At 62.8% G+C, this 18,232-nt stretch carries 15 protein-coding genes; 9 read left to right on the forward strand and 6 right to left on the reverse strand.

Going from position 1 to position 18,232, the window contains the following annotated elements:
- The first annotated feature begins 231 nt into the window (after nucleotides 1-231).
- Genes OQE62_RS03075 through OQE62_RS03090 form a run of 4 tightly spaced genes read left to right on the forward strand, consistent with a single transcriptional unit; the run spans nucleotide 232 to nucleotide 4,731 of the window.
- Nucleotides 232-2,472: a TonB-dependent siderophore receptor gene (locus tag OQE62_RS03075; RefSeq protein WP_265720527.1), complete on the forward strand. Its 2,241-nt coding sequence runs from the start codon at nucleotides 232-234 to the stop codon at nucleotides 2,470-2,472.
- A gap of 16 nt (nucleotides 2,473-2,488) precedes the next feature.
- Nucleotides 2,489-2,800 (forward strand): hypothetical protein, encoded by a 312-nt coding sequence (locus OQE62_RS03080; RefSeq protein ID WP_265720528.1) that lies wholly within the window; start codon nucleotides 2,489-2,491, stop codon nucleotides 2,798-2,800.
- The gene (locus OQE62_RS03085; RefSeq protein WP_265720529.1) at nucleotides 2,797-3,093 is read left to right on the forward strand and encodes a hypothetical protein; all 297 of its coding nucleotides are present in this window, start codon (nucleotides 2,797-2,799) and stop codon (nucleotides 3,091-3,093) included. The genes OQE62_RS03080 and OQE62_RS03085 overlap by 4 nt, the downstream gene beginning before the upstream one ends.
- 9 nt (nucleotides 3,094-3,102) lie before the next feature.
- Entirely contained in the window at nucleotides 3,103-4,731 is a 1,629-nt protein-coding gene (locus tag OQE62_RS03090) for a PepSY-associated TM helix domain-containing protein (RefSeq protein ID WP_265720530.1), read from the forward strand.
- A gap of 32 nt (nucleotides 4,732-4,763) precedes the next feature.
- On the opposite strand, the gene OQE62_RS03095 is transcribed toward OQE62_RS03090, so the two are convergent.
- A complete protein-coding gene (locus OQE62_RS03095; protein WP_265720531.1) occupies nucleotides 4,764-5,555 on the reverse strand; it encodes a ThuA domain-containing protein in 792 nt (263 codons plus the stop codon).
- 102 nt (nucleotides 5,556-5,657) lie between these two features.
- On the opposite strand from OQE62_RS03095, the gene OQE62_RS03100 reads away from it, so the two are divergent.
- A complete protein-coding gene (locus OQE62_RS03100) occupies nucleotides 5,658-6,041 on the forward strand; it encodes a YbaN family protein (protein WP_265720532.1) in 384 nt (127 codons plus the stop codon).
- The gene (locus tag OQE62_RS03105) at nucleotides 6,041-6,409 is read left to right on the forward strand and encodes a SirB2 family protein (RefSeq protein WP_265720533.1); all 369 of its coding nucleotides are present in this window, start codon (nucleotides 6,041-6,043) and stop codon (nucleotides 6,407-6,409) included. The genes OQE62_RS03100 and OQE62_RS03105 overlap by 1 nt, the downstream gene beginning before the upstream one ends.
- Before the next feature lie 210 nt (nucleotides 6,410-6,619).
- Here OQE62_RS03105 and OQE62_RS03110 read toward each other — a convergent pair whose 3' ends face one another.
- Complete coding sequence (locus tag OQE62_RS03110) at nucleotides 6,620-8,278, reverse strand: acyl-CoA dehydrogenase family protein (protein ID WP_265720534.1); 1,659 nt, start codon at nucleotides 8,276-8,278, stop codon at nucleotides 6,620-6,622.
- Nucleotides 8,279-8,554: 276 nt separating this feature from the next.
- Here OQE62_RS03110 and OQE62_RS03115 point away from each other — a divergent pair, with 276 nt between their 5' ends.
- The gene (locus OQE62_RS03115; RefSeq protein WP_265720535.1) at nucleotides 8,555-9,724 is read left to right on the forward strand and encodes a glycoside hydrolase family 18 protein; all 1,170 of its coding nucleotides are present in this window, start codon (nucleotides 8,555-8,557) and stop codon (nucleotides 9,722-9,724) included.
- 130 nt (nucleotides 9,725-9,854) lie between these two features.
- Here the strand turns inward: OQE62_RS03115 and OQE62_RS03120 are convergent, their stop codons facing one another.
- From OQE62_RS03120 to leuS, 4 genes are all read right to left on the reverse strand, one after another.
- Nucleotides 9,855-11,321 carry a pectate lyase family protein gene (locus tag OQE62_RS03120; RefSeq protein ID WP_265720536.1) on the reverse strand — a complete coding sequence of 489 codons (1,467 nt, stop codon included), beginning with the start codon at nucleotides 11,319-11,321 and terminating at the stop codon, nucleotides 9,855-9,857.
- Nucleotides 11,322-11,936: 615 nt separating this feature from the next.
- Entirely contained in the window at nucleotides 11,937-12,938 is a 1,002-nt protein-coding gene (gene holA, locus OQE62_RS03125; protein WP_265720537.1) for a DNA polymerase III subunit delta, read from the reverse strand.
- A 175-nt stretch (nucleotides 12,939-13,113) separates the two neighbouring features.
- Nucleotides 13,114-13,632, reverse strand: a complete 519-nt coding sequence (locus OQE62_RS03130; protein ID WP_265720538.1) for an LPS-assembly lipoprotein LptE — start codon at nucleotides 13,630-13,632, stop codon at nucleotides 13,114-13,116.
- A 344-nt stretch (nucleotides 13,633-13,976) separates the two neighbouring features.
- Nucleotides 13,977-16,574 (reverse strand): leucine--tRNA ligase, encoded by a 2,598-nt coding sequence (gene leuS, locus OQE62_RS03135; RefSeq protein ID WP_265720539.1) that lies wholly within the window; start codon nucleotides 16,572-16,574, stop codon nucleotides 13,977-13,979.
- Between the two features lie 130 nt (nucleotides 16,575-16,704).
- Here leuS and OQE62_RS03140 point away from each other — a divergent pair, with 130 nt between their 5' ends.
- Nucleotides 16,705-17,154, forward strand: a complete 450-nt coding sequence (locus tag OQE62_RS03140) for a zinc ribbon-containing protein (RefSeq protein ID WP_265720540.1) — start codon at nucleotides 16,705-16,707, stop codon at nucleotides 17,152-17,154.
- A gap of 300 nt (nucleotides 17,155-17,454) precedes the next feature.
- Nucleotides 17,455-18,216, forward strand: a complete 762-nt coding sequence (locus tag OQE62_RS03145; protein ID WP_265720541.1) for a YdcF family protein — start codon at nucleotides 17,455-17,457, stop codon at nucleotides 18,214-18,216.
- Nucleotides 18,217-18,232: the final 16 nt, after the last annotated feature.

Here is an 18,232-nt window from a genome sequence, read left to right on the forward strand (position 1 = left end):
TCCATGGCGGCAGGCGTGACAGCAGGGGTATCAATCGGCGAATTCTGCTGCCGGGTAAAGAAATTTGATCGTTGCGCAAAGGTTTGGCGATTGCCAATCGATGGAGATCTTCTTATAGTTCCGATCTTAATTCAAATACAAATGATAACTACTAGCAAATGCATTTTTGCGCTGCGAACGTGCTGGTAGTTTGCTGTTTCCCGGCTTCCACGATCATCATCCGGAGTTTCCATGACATTGCGCCCTTCCGCGAATGCGAGTTTTTTTGCGGCCGCCTCTTTGTTGTTGCTCACCGCCTCCCAGGCCAACGCCCGGCAGACAGACAGCGACAACCTGGAGCAGGTAGTGGTCACCGCCACCGGCCTGTCTACTGCCTCGTCGTCCACCAAGACAGGGCTGCCGATCATGGAATCGCCGCAGACCATTTCGGTAATAAACCGCGAGGAGATCGATCTGCGCGCGGCGTCGACCATTGCCGATGCGCTGTCCTACTCCGCCGGCGTACAGCCGGAGCCCTCGGGGATCGACAGCCGCACCGACGAGATTGCCGTGCGCGGATTCGGCGCCGGCGGCTTCTCTTCCAATAACAACTTCGTCGATGGCCTGCGACTGCCCGCCGGCGGCCAGTGGACCCGCTTCGGTTTCGACACCTTCGGGCTGCGGCAGGTCGAGGTACTGAAAGGGCCGTCCAGTGTGCTCTACGGCCAGGTGGCCCCGGGCGGCATGGTCAATATGGTCACCAAACGCGCCGGCGCCGATACGCAGAACGCATTGCAGGTACAGGGCCAGGGCTATACCGACCTGGGCAATGTGTCCGGCCGCATCGCCGCCGATTTCGGCAGTGCGCTGAACGCCGATGGCACTTTGCAGGGGCGTATTGTCAGCGTGGCCGAGGACGGCGGCACCCAGGTGGATGAGGTGGACAACAGCCGCTACTACCTTTCGCCCAGTGTGACCTGGCGCCCCAGTGAAAACACCAGCTGGACCTTCCTGGCCCAGTACCAGCGCGACGAGGGCGGCGCCACTTTCCAGTTTTTGCCCGCTGCCGGCAGCCTGGAATCCTCCAACGGCGATCGTATCGACAACGACGCCAATATCGGCGAGCCGCAGTGGAATACCTTCGATCGCGACCAGTTGCTGGTGGGCTCCTTCTTCGAGCACGAGATCAATCCCAATCTGACGCTGCGCAACAACGCGCGCTTCACCCATATCGACACCCTGTATCGCGTTACCGTGCTGTCCGGCGACACCGTCGCCGACTGCGCCGCTTCGCCTTTTGGTCCGGAGTGTATCGATGGCCAGACCATCGGCCGCCGCGCGGTGCAGGGCGATGGCGAGAGCGACGGCTATGCCATCGATACCCAACTGGAGGCCCGCTTCGATACCGGTGCCCTGAGCCACACATTGCTCGGCGGCCTCGACTACTTCCACACCGATTGGGAGCACTACCGCGATGTGGTGATGCTGCCGGACCTGCCCCGCGGCCAGGTGGACCCGCTGTGGAATATCTTCGACCCGAAACCGCGCGGCGCCGCAGACTACGCCGACAACCTGGCGCCACAGATCTACGGTGCCGCCGAAAGCGAGCAGACGGGCCTGTATCTGCAGGACCAGATCAGTGCCGGCCAGCTGCGTGTCTCCGTGGGCGGCCGCTACGACGCTGCCGAGGACCGGAGCACCGACCTGCAGAGCGGCACGGGGTTCTCCACCGAAGCGGATGAAATGACCTGGCAGGCCGGTGCCGTCTACCTGTACGACAACGGGCTGGCTCCCTATGCGAGCTATTCGCAATCCTTTCTGCCGCAGCTGGTGGATCCGTCGCAGACCCTGGGCGGTGTCCTGTTTGACCCGACCACCGGCGAGCAGGTCGAGGCGGGCCTCCGCTATCAGAGCGGGCGCAATGTCTACCTGAGTGTGGGTGCCTTCGATATTACCCAGGAAAATGTCTCTATCGCCGATCCCGACGGCGCCCTCTGTGGTCGCCGTGTCTGTCGGGTACAGACCGGCGAGGCCCGGGTGCAGGGTATGGAATTCGAGGGCAGGGCGTCCCTGGCGAACGGCACCACCCTGATCGCTTCCGCCTCGCGCCTGGATGGCGAGGTGACCCGTTCTGCCGATGCGATTGTCGGCAATGCGCTACCGCAGGTGCCGGAAGTGCTGGCGTCGCTGTTTGTCGATCACCGCATCGAGCAGGGGGGCCTGGCCGGGCTGGGTTTTGGCGCCGGTGTGCGCTACACCGGCGAGAGCTACGGCGATACCAACAACACCCTGGAGATTGGCGACTACACCCTGTACGACCTGCTGATGCGTTACGAGCTGGGCGTTTCCCGCCCGGGGCTCGACGGCGTATCCCTGTCCCTGAACGCGCGCAACCTCTCCAACGAACGCTATGTGGTGACCTGCTCTACCACCCAGTCCTGCTTCTACGGCCAGGGGCGTGTGGTGACGGCGCGGCTGCAATACCAGTGGTGAGGTGGAGATAATCTCGGTGACTGCTTTTCTGCTTTTTTCCGCCGGTTTTCTGATAGCGCTCGGCTCGCTGGCGTTGTATCTCGCCAGCCCCAACCAGCGGCTGCTGTCGCGCCCGTTCCCGCGTCGCCCCCTGGCGATTGGCGGCAGTGTCGCGCTGGTCGCTGCACTGTCTCTGCAACTGCAGTACTCGGGTGCGGCGGCGGCCGTATTTATTGTAGTGACCGGTGCCATGCTCATCTGGACGCTGCTGCCGATGGCGATTGCCTACTGGCGGCACCGCCGCCAGGCAAACAATAACCGGCGGATTGTGAAGGGGAGTGCGCGATGAGTACGCGGAAACTGACCAGCCGCAACTGGTTCGGCAAGGCCAGTGCCGGCGCTATCCCGGGTTTTCTACTGTCGTTGGCCCTGTGCGGTGTCTTCGCCCGTTTCGGCCCCGGTGAAGTCGGCTTCTTTTCGCCCCAGGCGCAGTTCACCATGTGGCTGATGGCACCGCTGTGGGCCTGCATCCTGAGTTTCTGTTTTCTCTTTCAAACCGGTGCCCGCGCCTGGCTGTGGTTGGGCGGGGCCAGTATTGTTTTATGGGGGCTGCTCTACGCCAGCGGCCCGCTGATGGCTTAGGCGGTAACCATGAAAATTCGCAGCGATATTATCCGTATGTACCGCGATATCCACAGTTGGGTGGGGATCGTCTGCGGGCTGGCCCTGTTTATCGCCTTCTACGCCGGTGCCATCACCATGTTCGAGACGCCGTTGCAGCGCTGGGCGTCGCCGCCGCCGCAGTTCGAGCAGCCCACGCCACTGGAGAAAACGCCCGAACTGGTGGAAAAGGTATTGGCGAAATATCCGCAAGCCGAGAATCGCTACGAGATCACACTGCAGACCAGCCCGGAGAGACCGGCGCGTATGAGCTGGCATACCGGCCCGCGCGGTGGCGGCGCACACTATTTTGCCAACCTGGCCGCGGACGGCTCCCTGCAGGTGACCAGCGAAAGCCCCTCTGCCGTGGCGCAACTGGTGGACGACCTGCACCGGCAGGTGGGGTTGCCCTTCGAGCACGAGATTTCCGACCCGATTATGGGCACGGTATCATTGTTGTATTTTATTGCGCTGGTTTCCGGAGTCATCGTACTTCTGCCGACCCTGGTGAAGGATCTGTTTATTCTCCGAATCGGCAAAAACCTGAAACGGCTGTGGCTGGATTTTCACAATGCGCTGGGGTTGTTCAGCCTGCCATTTCATATCGTCATGTCGCTGACCGCGGTGGTGTTTGCCTTTCACCACCAGTTCTACGATGCGCAGAGCGCTGCGCTCGCCAGCGGCGAACGGCCACCTGCGGAGACGCATGCCGAGATGGGGCATACCGGTGACACGCTGTCGCCAGTGGCGATCGTTGACAGGCTCAAAGAGCAGTCACCCGAGTTCCGTCCCGCCTATCTGCAGTACCACTATGAGGAGGACCACGGGCTGGAGCTGCGGGTGGCCGGAGTGAATCCTCGCCATGGAATGCGTGGATCCACGGTGGGTTTTGCCGGGGTGGACCCCTATAGCGGCGAGCTGACCATGACCGGCTATATGCCGGGCGAACAGAGCGGCTGGTTCGCCACCATCACCAGCTTTTTTGCCCTGCATTTCGGCAACTTCGGCGGCAGCCCGGTGCGCTGGGGTTACTTTTTCCTCGGCTTGGCCGGTGCCGTACTTTTTTACACTGGCAACCTGTTGTGGATCGAAAGCCATCGCAAGAAACGTCGGAAAGGGTATGAGCACCGGGAAGTGAAACAGACGGGCGCCTCGAGCGTGCTCGGCGCCCTGACAGTGGGAGTTTCCCTGGGTTGTGTGGCCGGTATCTCGCTGACCGTGGCGGCGGCCAAATTCCTGCCGCAATGGGTTGGCGACCCGGCCGGTTGGCATTTCGGTATCTACTATGCGGTTTTTCTGCTGGCCACCGCCTGGGCCTTTATCCGCGGCGCGGCGACGGGGGCAGTGGAGTTGCTGTATGCGTCTGCCGCCGCGACGCTGGCGATTCCCTCGGCGAGCCTCGTTTCCGCATTGGTGCCCGAACTGGGTTGGAACCACGGCGGTTCCACTTATCTGGTCGATCTGGCGGCGGTAGTCGGTGCCTTGGCGCTGGTCGTGTTGGCGCGGAAGACGGCGGAGCGGATCCGCAGTGCGCCGGCAGAAAGTATCTGGTTTGCCGGCCGGGTGGAGCAGGGCGCTTCGGAAAGTGTCGACCGGGCCGGGGCCTCCTCTCCGGCATGATTACGTTGAAGTGACAACGCCTTCTGAAGCAACTATTTCCCCGTTTCAGGGGCGTTGACCGGCTCACCGATCACATATCGAATCCCGCCCAGAATATGCCGCATAAACAGCGGATCCCGGTAGCTCTCGGCGGTGTGCCCACCGCCTGTATAGAAGGCGCGGCCGCCGTCGTACGCGTGATACCAGGCGATGGGGTGATCTTCACCGTTTTCCCCGCCCTCGTAGGTGGATTCGTCCAGATTTATCAACACATGGACATCCGGGTTCAGGGATTTGAAGTTGTACCACTCGTCGAAACGCCGCCAGCGGTTGCCGTCCAGTTGCGTCTTTAGAAAGCCGGTCGACGGGTGGTCAAAATCGACCACAACCTTTTCCGCCTCCTGCTGCTGCGGATGGCTGACAAAGTAGGCACCCACCAGTCTGTTGTACCAGGGCCAGCCGTGTTCGGTATCGGCGGCGGAGTGAATACCCACAAAGCCGCCGCCGGCGCGGATATACTGCTCGAAGGCCCGGCGCTGTCTGTCATTGAAAATACTGCCGGTGGTATTGAGGAAAACCACGGTATCGTATTCCGCCAGTGTCGCGCCGTGGAAGAGTCCGGCGTTCTCGGAAATATCCACCGTAAAGCCTTCCCGCTGCCCCAACTCCAGCATGGCCCGCTTGCCATCGATAATGGAGTCGTGGCGCCAGCCTTCGGTCTTGGAGAAGACCAGGATCCGGGGCTTGTCCGCTGGCTCTTCAGCCGCGACCAGTGATGGCACCAGCAGGACACCGACGGCTAGGGCGGCGGCCAGTAGTGGGTGCCGTTTATTCTTGTTGGACATGGCTGTTCCTCGGAGGCTATCCGTTGCGCCCAATTGCGCCTGTCGATGAAGTCTCGCAGAATAATACGTTGATTTGAACGCATATCGGGAGAGCCGGGCTCTATGACTCATGGCCGGATACGACGCTTTTTCTGGCTGGTGCTGGCCTGGGTTTCCCTGGGACTGGCGATGGCCGGGGCCCTTCTGCCGCTGCTGCCCACCACACCCTTCCTGCTGCTGTCGGCCTGGGCCGCCACCCGGGGGTCGCCGCGGCTGGCCCTGTGGCTACACGAACATCCGCGTTTCGGCCCCATGCTGTACGCCTGGCGCGAGGAGGGTGCGATTCCGCGCTCCGCCAAGATCACCGGCGTGCTGCTGATGCTGGCCAGTTGGTTGACGCTCTTCTGGCTGGGGACGGACTGGAGAATACTGGCGGTGCTGGGATTGCTGTTCGCCCTCGGCGGCACCTGGCTGGCCACCCGACCGCTGCCGGGCGGGAGGCGATGATGGCGAACCTTTTCTGGATCAAGCATCTGCATATCGCCCTGGCTGTGGTCTCGGTCGGCTTGTTTGCACTGCGCTTTTGCGCCCGGCAAGTGGACGCGACCTTTGTGCATCGGCTGAGGGTCAAGGTGGCGCCGCACCTGATCGATACGCTGTTGCTGGCATCGGGGGTGGCGCTGGCGGTACTCTACCGCCTGTCGCCGCTGGAGACGCACTGGTTGTTGGTAAAGCTGTTACTGCTGGTGGGTTATATCGGCGCGGGTATGGGGGCCATGAAGGCGGCGGATGGCGGGCGGCGTTTTTTTTACGGCCTGCTGGCGCTGTGTTTTGTCGCCGGGGTGGTATTTATGGCGGTGCTCAAACCCTTCTGAGGAAGTGGGACGGGGCAGATTTGCAGTTTGTAGGATGGGCAAAGGAGCGTAGCGACGTGCGCATCAGGGCGTTGGGTGATGGGCACGAGCCCGCCATGGATGGCGGTAATGCCGAAAACGCAGGGAGCAGTTTTCTGCCTGCGCTTTGCCCATCCTGCGAAACTCCGGCACCCCGCCGATAAGCGGGGGCCGGAACTCCGGAAATGCGCCTTAAACCACCAGCGGATTGCCCCGTTCGATCAGGGTTTTCACATCCAGGCCGGTGGGCAGGCAGCCGGTGTTGTGGGCGCCCTGCGCGCCCAGGCGCGAAGCGATAAAGGCCTCGGCCACGGCGCTGTTGCCGCCCTGCACCAGCAGGTGTGCCTGCATTGCCAGGGCCATCTGGTCCACCAGGCGGCGGGCGCGGTATTCGATCTGGTCCATATCCGCGAGCTGGTCTTTCAGGCTGTCGACCGTTTTGTCCAGCAGCGGATCGGTGCCGGCGCTGTCCGCCAGTTCGTCGAACCAGTGGTTGATCACCGCCGGTGTCTTGGTGATGGCGCGCAGCACATCCAGCGCCTGGATATTGCCGGAACCCTCCCAGATGGCATTGATGGGCGCGTCGCGGTAGAGGCGCGCGGTGATGAAATTCTCGATCACGCCGTTGCCACCCAGGCACTCCATGGCCTCGTAGGCGTGGTGCGGGGTGCGCTTGCAGATCCAGTATTTGCCCACGGCAGCGCCCAGGCGCATCAGCATTTTCTCGTGCTCGCTGTCTAGGTGATCCATTGCGCGGGCCATGCGCATGGTCATGGCCGCGGAGCCCTCCACTTCCAGTTGCAGGTCCGCGAGCACGTTCTGCATCAGCGGCTGGTCGATCAGGGGTTTGCCGAAGGCACTGCGCTGGGAGGCGTGGTAGATGGCCTGCACCACCGCCTGGCGCTGGCCGCCGGAGGAGCCGATCATGCAGTCGAAGCGGGTGGTGGACACCATCTCGATGATCGCATTCACGCCGCGGCCTTCTTCGCCCACCAGCCAGCCGAGGGCGCCGCGCAGTTCGATTTCGGAAGACGCGTTGGAGACGTTGCCGGCCTTGTTTTTCAGGCGCTGTACCCGAATCGGGTTCTTGCTGCCGTCCGGGCGCCAGCGGGGTACCAGGAAGCAGGACAGGCCGGCGTCGGTCTGTGCCAGCATCAGGAAGGCATCGCACATGGGCGCGGAGGTAAACCACTTGTGGCCCACCAGCTCGAAGGTGCCGTCGCCCACCGGCGTGGCAGTGGTGGTGTTGGTGCGCACATCGGAGCCGCCCTGTTTTTCGGTCATGCCCATACCGATGGTCAGGTGGGATTTTTCCGTATGCGGGCGGTTGCTGGGATCGTAGCCGCGGGCGGTGATCTTCGGCAGCCATTCGTCGGCGAGCTCTTTGCTCAGCCTGATGGATGGCACTGAGGCAAAGGTCATGGTCACCGGACAGCCGTGCCCGGCCTCCACCTGGCTGTGCATATAGTATTTGGCGGCGCGCACCACGTGCACGCCGGGGCCTGGATTGGTCCAGGGAGAACTGTGCAGACCCTCGCTCAGGGCCAGCTGCATCAGCTGGTGGTAGGCCGGGTGGTAGCGCACCAGGTCGATGCGATTGCCGATGCGGTCGTGGGGTTCGAACAGCGGCTTGAACTCGTTGGCGTCGTAACCGCGCTCGATCCACTCCGGGCGGCCGCAGACCTCGCCGTAACGCTGCAGATCGTCCTCCGCCCAGTGGCCGCCGTTGTGTTGCACTGCATCGCGCAACGCGGCGTCGCCGGCATAGAGATTGTGGCCGGTGAGTGCCGGCGCCTGGTTGAAGACCCGGTGGGTGGAGGCGGATTCGGACGGGGATCTGTTGTCGGGCATTGATGTTCTCACCTGGTGTCTCGGCACGATGATTTCGGGTAGGGGAGCGCTACACACCGTCTGGTGGATATCCTAGTGGTATCCCCCACAGCCGTCTTGTCCAAATATAACCCGGATATTTACCGACTCGTTCAATTGTGTGACCGGATTTTCCTGTGGAGACAGAATCTCGGTGGGCCAACTCCGGGCAGCGCCTGACTGCGCTTTGTTGACAGCGTTGTCAATAAGCTTGTCGAGTCGATAGTATTGCCGGATATTCATCGGATGGAGCGTGGAATGAAACAGGTGATAGAAAGACTTGCCAGCGTATTGCGCCGCGGCGGAAATCCACTGGGATTGTCGATGGCGCTGTTGCTGGCCGGGTGTGGACTGGTCGGCGACAGCGGGGGCGGGCCCGCTTCACCGGCTTCGGCCATCAGTTCCTCGGAGCTGGCAGTCATCGCCTACTACACCGGCGATGGAAGGGATCTCGATCGCTACGATTTCGGCAAGATTACCCATGTGATCTACAGCTTCGTTCATCTGGAAGGTAATCAGATGGCCTTTCCCGGCCCCGAGGCGGTGGATGCCTACCGCCGACTGGTGGCGCTGAAGGAAGAGTATCCGCACCTGAAGGTGATGTTCGCGCTGGGCGGCTGGGGCGGTTGCGAGACCTGCTCACCGGTATTCGCCGACGCCGGCAACCGTCGCGCCTTTGCGCAGTCGGTGGTGGAGGCGCTGGAGGAATACGGGGGTGACGGTATCGACCTGGACTGGGAGTATCCGGCCATCGAGGGGCATCCCGGCCACCCCTACAGTGCGGAAGACCGCGACAATTTCACCGCGCTGGTGCGGGAACTGCGCCGCGCGTTCGGCGAAAGGTATCTGCTGAGCTTTGCCGCGGGCGGTTTCGACCGATTCCTGCGCACATCCATCGATTGGCAGCGGGTGATGCCGCTGGTCAACAACGTCAACCTGATGTCCTACGACCTGGTCAACGGTTTCAGCAGTGTCACCGGCCATCACAGCCCGCTGTATTCAACGGCGGCGCAGAAGCAGTCCACTGACAATGCGGTGCGCCACCTGCTGGCGCAGGGGGTGCCGCCGGAGAAAGTCGTCATCGGTGCCGCCTTCTATTCCCGCGTCTGGGAAGGGGTGGAGAAGGCGGATAACGGTCGCTACCAGAGCGGCGAGCATATAGCCGGTTTCCCTTTCCGCAAGCTGGCGAAAATTGCTGATGAAAACAGCGGCTACGAACTTTTCTGGGACGAGAGCGCACAGGCGCCCTACGCCTACAACGAGCGGGAAAAACGCTACGCGACTTTCGACAACCGCCGCTCGGCTTCACTGAAAACCCGTTATGCGGCAATGCATGGTCTCGGTGGCATCATGTTCTGGCAGTTGCCGGGGGACAGCGATAAAGAGGGACTGGTGGACGCGATATACGCGGAGAAAACCACCGAGTAATCGCATCGATATCGCGGCTTAACGGACTGATATTAACTAATCGGCCCGACTTGTGCGCCCGCCCAAAAAAGCCCGCCTCGGCGGGCTACAGGACTCCGGCTTGCGAGTGGGGACAGGCGCGGGAAAATAGCTATTGGCGGATCAGCTCAAACTGTTGATTGGTGTTCCCGGCGATACAGGTCCACTGGACAATATTGGCACCGTCCTCGGTGGAGATGCCCTCAACGTCCAGGCACAGTTCGCTGTTGCGGTTGATGATGCGCCACTTGCCGCTGCCGGCACTCTGGAAACGGAACTGCTGGTTGCTGCCACCCCAGTATTCCCACAGCATGATATTGCCGCCGTCACTGGTGGAGAAGGAATCCACATCCAGGGCCATGTCCGGCGCGTTGACCGGGGACACGCGGTGCCAGATGCCGTCCACCGGGGAGATGTTCCATTTCTGGCAGTCGTTGTCGAGCCAGCTCCACTGCTGCACATTGGTGGCGCCGTCGGTGCCGCAGCCGGCCACGTCCACGGCCTTGCCGCTGTGTACCGGCACTATCTGGTAGGTGCCGCTGACGGTACCGTTATTGTCGCCGGAGCCGCCGCCATCGCCGCCGCAGCTCGCCCCCTTGTTGACACCGGCACAGGCGATCACGCGATCCCTGACGTTGCCGGTGTCGTCGAGATCGTAGCTGTAGGGCGGGTCGTAAGTGGTGGTGGAGGCCATGCCGTCGCCGGCTACAATGCCATCGCCATCTTCCCAGGTGACGTTACTGAGACTGTTGCCGCGCGTATCCCAGTAACCGATCTCGTCGCTGTAGAAGGAGACCAGCGGGTTCTGCGCATTCTCGAATACATTGTTTTCCACCCGCAGCAGGGCGCCCATGCGCGAGTTGATGCCGGTGCTGATCACGTTGTTGTAGTAGTTGTTGTAGACGTGCCCGTAACCGAAGCGGAACAGCGGCGCGCGGGAGTTGATGTTTTCCCAGCGGTTGTGATGGAAGGTGATGTAGCGGTTGCCGCTGTCGCTGTCGGAGGAGCCGTGCAGCGATGCCTTCCAGCTGTCGTGGAAGTAGTTGTAGGAAATGGTGATGTACTCCGCTCCGTTCTTGCTGTCGAGTAGGCCGTCGTAATAGTCCTTGTCCACATCGAGCGACGCGTAGATTTCGTTGTGGTCCACCCAGATATTGTTGGCCGGCCCCTCGATACTGATGCCGTCCTTGTCCCCGGTGTCCACTTCGTGAATGGTCAGGTTCTGGATGATGACGTTGCTGGCGCGCCAGACCTTGATACCGATGCCGTCGAAGCGACCGTTGCTGCCGACGCCGATGATCGAGACGTCGGCGGCGTCCTTGACGTTGATCTTGCTGTCGGGGGAATTGCCCGGCGTGATGGTGCCGTCGACGTAGATGGTTACCGGACCGGAGGCGTTGTCGATGGCGTCCTGAAGGGCGGTGCCGTTGTTTACGGTCACGGTATTGCCGCCGGCGCCGCCGGTAGTGCCGCCATTGAGGCTGGCAAAGCCGGTCGGCTGTGCCTGGATGCTGAAGGGAAGCGCGAGCAGGGCAAACAGCCAGCCGCGCGTCAGGAGTTTATGCAGGTTGGTAATCATCGCTGGTTCTCGTCCTTTTATTGTTTGAGTTTCGAGCCAATTCCCCGGCCACCAAACCAGCCGGTATCACTGGATTCGGCTCGCCTTCCGGGCAATGGGTACGGCATTCATTGCCAGACCAGTACGGTGGATTTACCGTAATATGGTATGACCATAATTGCACGCGTTGTTCCACCGCGCAATGGAAGAGGTCAATCCGGTTTCGGTATCCATTATTCAATTTTATTTTATTAATGGCTTGATGTTGTTGAAACAAAAGGATTTTCTGGCTGTTCAGCGGTTGCCCGTTCAGGTGGCCTCTATTTTTCTGGCACCGGGTTAAACCCGAAATTGTGCGCTGGGTTTTCAGTTGTCATACCAATTAGCGCGAGAGTGTTGCCGGTAGAGGGGGACTGGTATGAGGGCCGGGAGGGCGCGGTGGATTGATTTGCCTCCCGATGTTTCCGGCGTAGCTCCCCTCTCCCGCCGGGAGAGGGGTTGGGGGAGAGGGCGGTGAAGGGCCCCGGTGGCTTCCGCGGCCCCGGTGCTGGACTTCGCTGCGCTCACTCCGCGCCTGTGTCACCATTGACCCTGGCGGTGCGCACGGCACCCCCTACTGAAGAGTCCCGAGTCCCGCTAAACGCTGCGCTTGCCGCACAGGTTCAGCGTCAGCTCCAGCAACCCCGTCCAGGGGTCCTGGTCCCGGCCGCCCTTGATGGCGTTGTCCACCGCGCGGGCGCGCAGCAGCAGGCTTTCCAGTTGGCGCGGTTGCAGGCGCGAGAGGGCGGACTGTACCAGCGGCTGGCGTTTCTGGATGCGCACCAGGCGTTGCAGCGGCTGCCCCCGATCCAGTTTTTCGCCGATCTCCAGCAGGCTGCGGATCTCGCGCGCCAGCGCCCAGAGAACCACCGGCGCCTCCACACCCTCGGCGCGCAGGCCCTGCAGAGTCTTGATGGCGGCATCGGCGTCGGCGGCCAGGGCCCTGTCGATCAGGCCGAAAACGTCGTAGCGGGCGGAGCTGGCCACGGCGTCGTTCATCGTCTCTGCGGTGATCAGGTTGTCGTCGCTGAGCAGCTTGAGTTTTTCGATTTCCTGGCTGGCGGCGAGCAGGTTGCCCTCCACCCGTTCCGCCAGTATCTGGATGGCCTCCGGCTCCGCATCCAGGCCGGCGGCGCGCAGGCGCTGGTGGATCCAGCGCGGCATTTCCCGCGCGTCTACCGGCCACACCTGGATCAGCGCGCCCTGTTGGTCCAGCGCCTTGATCCATTTGCTGTTGAGTTGGGATCTGTCCAGTTTCGGCAGTACCAGCAACAGCAGCAGGTCGTCGCTGGCGAGGCGGGCGAATTCCTGCAGCGCCTTGCTGCCCTTGTCGCCGGGCTTGCCGTTGGGCAGGCGCAGTTCGACGACTTTCTTCTCCGCGAACAGCGACATGCTGCCGGCGGAGGCGAGCAGTTGCCCCCAGTCGAAATGCTGTTCCGCGTGCAGCAGTTCGCGCTCGCTGAAGCCGGCTTTTTTGGCCGCGGCGCGGATGCTGTCGCAGCACTCCTGCACTACCAGCGGTTCGTCACCGGAGACGACGTAGATCGGCAGTAGGCCCTTGTCCAGGCTCTGCGGCAATTGCCGGGGGGGCATTTTCATCTGAGTACCTCTAGAAATCGTAGCGAGCGGGTGGCTGGTGGTGGCCGCCGGAGCGCAACACCCGGGACGCCGGCCGCCGGAGCGTACTTCAGTACGTGAGGAGTGGACCGGGCTGGCGCACCAGCATCGCCGGACGCCGCCAGGCGCACGCGCAGTAGATTTAAAGAGGTACTCATCAGTAGCTTCTGTCTTCTGCGGTAGCGTTGACGTCGATGCGGCGCAGCCGGTCGATAATGCGGCCGATCAGTTCGCGGCGCATTTCCTCGCGTAGCAGTCGCTCCTCTTCCCCTTTGCTGACGACTTCGTCGTCGTCCCACTCGAGGGTGCGGTAGACATCGGCCTGGGCGTTGTTCAGCAGCCAGCGGCCACTGCTGTCGCGTACGCTGTAGAGGGCGCTGGTGATCAGTTCGTACTCGGAGGCGCGGCCCCTGGCGTCCACGGAGACGGTGCGTTTGCGTTCGGTTTCCTCGTGGATGGTGAGGGCGTAGTCCGCTTCCCGCGGCGTTTCGGCCATCGGCAGGCCGGCGTTCTGCAGCAGGCGGGTCAGTTCCCCGGCGATATCGCTGCGCGGGTCTTCGCTGGAGATGTACAGCTCGCTGCCCGGGGGGAAGTTTTTCGGCGCACCGCGCAGGTGCCAGCCGCAGCTGGCGGTGGCGAGTAGGGCAAGAAGGAGCAACGGGCGGAGTATGTTCATAGTTTCTGAGTTTATCGCTTCGGTTTTATGGGGGGCAGAAAGAATACCAACGCCTGATGCGAAGGCCCCGATGCCGGTGGCTGTTTGCGGGACTGTGACTCGGGCCATCCCTGGCCCTCGCCCTTCGGGCGCCTTCGGCGTCCAAAACGGCAATCCTGCCGTTTTGTCTGCGAGAGGGACCTCGCAGACAAGCCTACAGGGATGTACTCACGGGGGGACGCCCAGTCCGTGTCCCGCAAACAGCCACCGGTAGCGGGGCCGCCACTAAGTCTGCTTACCGCTCGACAACGATCCAAGGCGGGCCTGCGGCCCGCAAGCGGAGCTGGAGCTCCGCGCTCCCGGGATTACTTGGCGACGATGTTGACCAGTTTGCCGGGCACCACGATCACCTTGCGCACGGTGGCGTCGCCGATGAATTTCTGCACATTGTCGTCGGCCAGTGCCAGCTTCTCCAGTGTTTCCTTGTCGGCGTCGGCCGGGGCGTCCAGCTTGGCGCGTACCTTGCCGTTGACCTGTACCACCAGGGTGATGCTGGAGCGCACCAGGGCGTTCTCGTCCACCAGCGGCCACTGGGCGTCCACCAGCGGAGTGTCGTTGCCCAGCGCCTGCCACAGGCTGTGGCAGATATGCGGGGTGACCGGGGCCAACAGCAGCACGGCGGCCTGCAGGGCCTCGCGCTCCACCGCCAGGCCCTGCTCGCTGTCGCGCTCGGCCAGCCTGGTGATGTCGTTCAGCAATTCCATGACCGCGGCAATGGCGGTGTTGAACGTCTGTCGGCGGCCGTAGTCGTCGCCGACTTTGCGGATGGTCTCGTGGGTCTTGCGGCGCAGTTGCTGCTGCTTGTCGGAAAGCGCTGCCTGGTCGATGGCCGCGCTGCTGCCGCCGGCGTCGGTATGGCCGTGCACGGTTTTCCAGAGCTTGCGCAGGAAGCGGCTGGCGCCCTCGACACCGGCGTCGTGCCACTCCAGGGTCTGCTCCGGCGGCGCGGCGAACATGGTGAACAGGCGCACGGTATCCGCGCCGTATTCCTCCACCGCCGCGTGCGGGTCGATGCCGTTGTTCTTGGACTTGGACATCTTCACCACGCCGCCGGCGGTGACTTCCTCACCGGTGGCGCGCTCGACAGCCTTGATCGGCTTGCCCTTGTCGTCGCGCTGGACATTCACGTCGGCGGGGTTGATCCAGGTCTTGTGACCGTCTTTCTCCCTGTAGAAGGATTCCGCCAGCACCATGCCCTGGCACAGCAACTGTTTGAAGGGCTCGTCGCTGTTCACCAGGCCCTCGTCGCGCATCAGCTTGTGGAAGAAGCGCGCGTACAGCAGGTGCAGGATCGCGTGTTCGATACCGCCGACGTACTGGTCCACCGGCAGCCAGTAGTTGGCGCGATCGGGGTCCAGCATGCCCTGTTCGAAATCCGGGCAGGTATAGCGGGCGTAGTACCAGCTGGATTCCATGAAGGTGTCGAAGGTGTCGGTCTCGCGCTCCACCGGCTCGCCGTTCAGCTCGTCCTTGCGCCATTCCGGATCCGCCTTGATGGGGGACTGCACACCGTCCAGTTCCACATCCTCCGGCAGCAGCACCGGCAGCTTTTCCGCCGGTACCGGTATTTCGCCGCCGTCGGCCAGGTTGAACATGGGGATGGGCGCGCCCCAGTAGCGCTGGCGGGAGACACCCCAATCGCGCAGGCGGTAGTTGGTGGTGACGCGGCCCTTGCCGCCGGCCTTGAGCGCTTCCGAGATAGCGTCGAAGGCGGCCTGGAAGTCGAGGCCGTCGAAGCCGCCGGAGTTCACCAGCTTGCCTTTGCCGGTAAAGGCCTCTTTCTCCAGGTCGATGGTTTCATCGCCACCGGCCTCCACTACCTGCTGGATGGGCAGGCCGTATTTGCGCGCGAATTCCCAGTCCCGCTGGTCGTGGGCGGGTACCGCCATCACGGCGCCGGAGCCGTAGTCCATCAGCACATAGTTGGCGACCCACACCGGGATCTCGTCGCCGGTGATCGGGTGGATGGCCACCAGGCCGGTGTCCATGCCCTTTTTCTCCATGGTGGCCATATCGGCCTCGGACATGGACTGTTTCTTGCTCTCGGCGACAAAGGCTTTCAGTTCCGGGTTCTTCTCAGCCAGTTCCAGCGCAATCGGGTGTTCGGCCGACAGGGACACATAGGTCACGCCCATCAGCGTGTCCGGGCGGGTGGTGTAGACATCGAAGTGGTCCACGCCGGCGACGGTTTCCGGCAGTGCGAAGGACAGCTCCACGCCCCGGCTCTTGCCGATCCAGTTGCGCTGCATGGTGCGCACCTGCTCCGGCCAGTGGGGCAGCTTGTCCAGGTCGGCCAGCAGTTCCTCGGCGTAGTCGGTGATCTTGATGAACCACTGCGCCAGTTCGCGGCGCTCCACGGTGGTGCCGCAGCGCCAGCAGCAGCCGTCCTCGACCTGCTCGTTGGCCAGTACCGTGGCGTCGTGGGGGCACCAGTTGACCGCGGAGTCTTTTTTGTAAACCAGGCCCTTTTCGTACAGGCGGGTAAAGAACCACTGCTCCCAGCGGTAGTAGGAGGGCTGGCAGGTGGCCAGTTCGCGGGACCAGTCGAAGCCGAAGCCCAGTGCCTTGAGCTGGCCCTTCATGTAGTCGATATTGGCGTAGGTCCACTTGGCCGGCGCGGTCCTGTTCTGGATGGCGGCGTTCTCGGCCGGCAGGCCGAAGGCGTCCCAGCCCATCGGGTGCAGCACATTCTTGCCCTGCATACGCTGGTAGCGGGAGATGACGTCGGTAATCGTGTAGTTGCGCACATGCCCCATGTGCAGCTTGCCGCTGGGATAGGGGAACATGGACAGGCAGTAGAACTTTTCCCTGCTGGCGTCCTCTGTCACTTCAAAGCTCTGCCGTTCCTCCCAGAACTGCTGGGCGGACGCTTCGACTGCGGAGGGGTTGTACTGCTCTTCCATCGATTGGGGACCTATACTCTGTGATCGAAAATTGCGGGGAGAATGTCCAGAACCTCGTTCGGGCGCCCCGGACCGGGCTCGCCCGCGGCATCGGATCGGATGCCAAGCGCGGGATTATAGGAGGGATATCGTGACGAAGGAACCGAAGTTGCCGCCGGAAGAGGATCTGGCGGAAGAGTTGCGCCAGGATCTGGAAGATCTGGTGGAGGGAGAGCTGGCGGTGGAGGACCTGACCGCCAACAAGGTGGCTTTCCTGCGCGCCTGGTTAAAAGATGACCTGCACCGGGCCGCCGACTACCTGCGGGGCCTGCGGGGCGAATTGCAGACACTGGAGGAGCGCGGTGGCAGTTGGCTGCTGGACAGCGCCGATCCCACCGAGACCGCCTGGCCCAACCTGATGCGCTGTATCAGGGCCGGCAAGCCCTGGGCGCTGGCGGGCGAGCGCACCGTGGCCGGCGAGGAGCTGCAGTGCCTGGGCTGCGGCTACCGGGCCCTGCCGCCGGAGAACAGCCAGATCACGCCCTGCCACCGCTGTGGCTACGGCTGTTTCCGGCAGATCGAGGGGGGCTTGGAAGAATAGAAACTCGAGTTTTGGGGGCGTGGTGCCCGTAGGTGGTACAAGCTGGAGCGGGGTGCGCCTTTCTGGGACACGGACTAGGCGTCCCCTCGTTAATACATCCCTGTAGGCTTGTCTGCGAGGTCCCTCTCGCAGACAGTCCCAGAAAGGCGCACCCCGCTCCAGCTCCCTGTCCCTGAACTGAACCCGGAAACTTGAGATAGAAATAATACCGGGGCCGAAGCGTTCGCGATGGTGTGGCGAATGTCCTGTGGAAGCCTCGAGAAACAATGAGAATAGTCACCTATGGAGTTCCACGCGATCTTGACCACCCTGGTTATGCCCCCGCTCGCCCCCTTGCTGGCCCTGTTGCTGGCCCTCATCTTCTGGTTTTTCCCGGCCAGCTCGCTTTTCGCAAAACTGTCACTGCCGCTGGCTATGCTGTCGGTCGCCGCGCTGTGGATATGCGCGACACCGGCATTTTCCGCTTGGCTGGGCGGGCAGTTGGGCAAGCCGGTGGAGGATCCGCAGGCGGTGCCCCAGGCCGTGGTGATTCTGGGCGGCGGACGTTACCGGGATGAGAAATCCGGTAACGAACGCCTTTCGGCCACCACCCTGGAGCGGGTGACCCGGGCGGCGGAGATGGCGCCGGAACCGCTGCCGATCCTGGTTTCCGGAGGGCGCGTATACGAGCGGGAGCGGGCGTCCGAGGCGGAGCTGATGGCCGCCCTGTTACAGAAGCTGTTCCGGCGGTCGGTAACCTGGCGCGAGAATTGCAGTCGTACCACCGCCGAGAACGCGGTCAATTCCGCCGCAGTGCTGCACGACTCCGGCATCGAGAGCGTGGTGCTGGTCACTCACTGGTGGCATATGCCCCGCGCAGCAAAGGTTTTTGCCCGCGCGGGGATACAGGTGCAGCCGCTGCCGGTGGGCAGTGCGGAGGAGTTGCTGCCGCGGGCGCAGACCGGGCTGTTGCGCTGGTTGCCCAGTGCGGCGGCGATGCTGCGGACCCAGGTTTACTGGCGCGAGCTGCTGGCGCGGGTCTGGTATTACTGGAGGCCTCTGCCGCCCGTGCGCGAATGCTGAGGAACCAGATCGGCTC

Source organism: Microbulbifer halophilus (genome assembly GCF_026183675.1).
Classification (GTDB): Bacteria; Pseudomonadota; Gammaproteobacteria; order Pseudomonadales; family Cellvibrionaceae; genus Microbulbifer; species Microbulbifer halophilus.

Excerpts from the sequence above, each read along its gene's own strand:
- OQE62_RS03120 (WP_265720536.1), bottom strand. The coding sequence starts at position 11,321 with ATGATTACCAACCTGCATAAACTCCTGACGCGCGGCTGGCTGTTTGCC.
- OQE62_RS03130 (WP_265720538.1), bottom strand. The coding sequence starts at position 13,632 with ATGAACATACTCCGCCCGTTGCTCCTTCTTGCCCTACTCGCCACCGCC.
- OQE62_RS03085 (WP_265720529.1), top strand. The coding sequence starts at position 2,797 with ATGAGTACGCGGAAACTGACCAGCCGCAACTGGTTCGGCAAGGCCAGT.
- OQE62_RS03100 (WP_265720532.1), top strand. The coding sequence starts at position 5,658 with ATGACTCATGGCCGGATACGACGCTTTTTCTGGCTGGTGCTGGCCTGG.
- OQE62_RS03075 (WP_265720527.1), top strand. The coding sequence starts at position 232 with ATGACATTGCGCCCTTCCGCGAATGCGAGTTTTTTTGCGGCCGCCTCT.
- OQE62_RS03110 (WP_265720534.1), bottom strand. The coding sequence starts at position 8,278 with ATGCCCGACAACAGATCCCCGTCCGAATCCGCCTCCACCCACCGGGTC.
- leuS (WP_265720539.1), bottom strand. The coding sequence starts at position 16,574 with ATGGAAGAGCAGTACAACCCCTCCGCAGTCGAAGCGTCCGCCCAGCAG.
- OQE62_RS03095 (WP_265720531.1), bottom strand. The coding sequence starts at position 5,555 with ATGTCCAACAAGAATAAACGGCACCCACTACTGGCCGCCGCCCTAGCC.
- OQE62_RS03090 (WP_265720530.1), top strand. The coding sequence starts at position 3,103 with ATGAAAATTCGCAGCGATATTATCCGTATGTACCGCGATATCCACAGT.
- OQE62_RS03115 (WP_265720535.1), top strand. The coding sequence starts at position 8,555 with ATGAAACAGGTGATAGAAAGACTTGCCAGCGTATTGCGCCGCGGCGGA.
- holA (WP_265720537.1), bottom strand. The coding sequence starts at position 12,938 with ATGAAAATGCCCCCCCGGCAATTGCCGCAGAGCCTGGACAAGGGCCTA.
- OQE62_RS03105 (WP_265720533.1), top strand. The coding sequence starts at position 6,041 with ATGGCGAACCTTTTCTGGATCAAGCATCTGCATATCGCCCTGGCTGTG.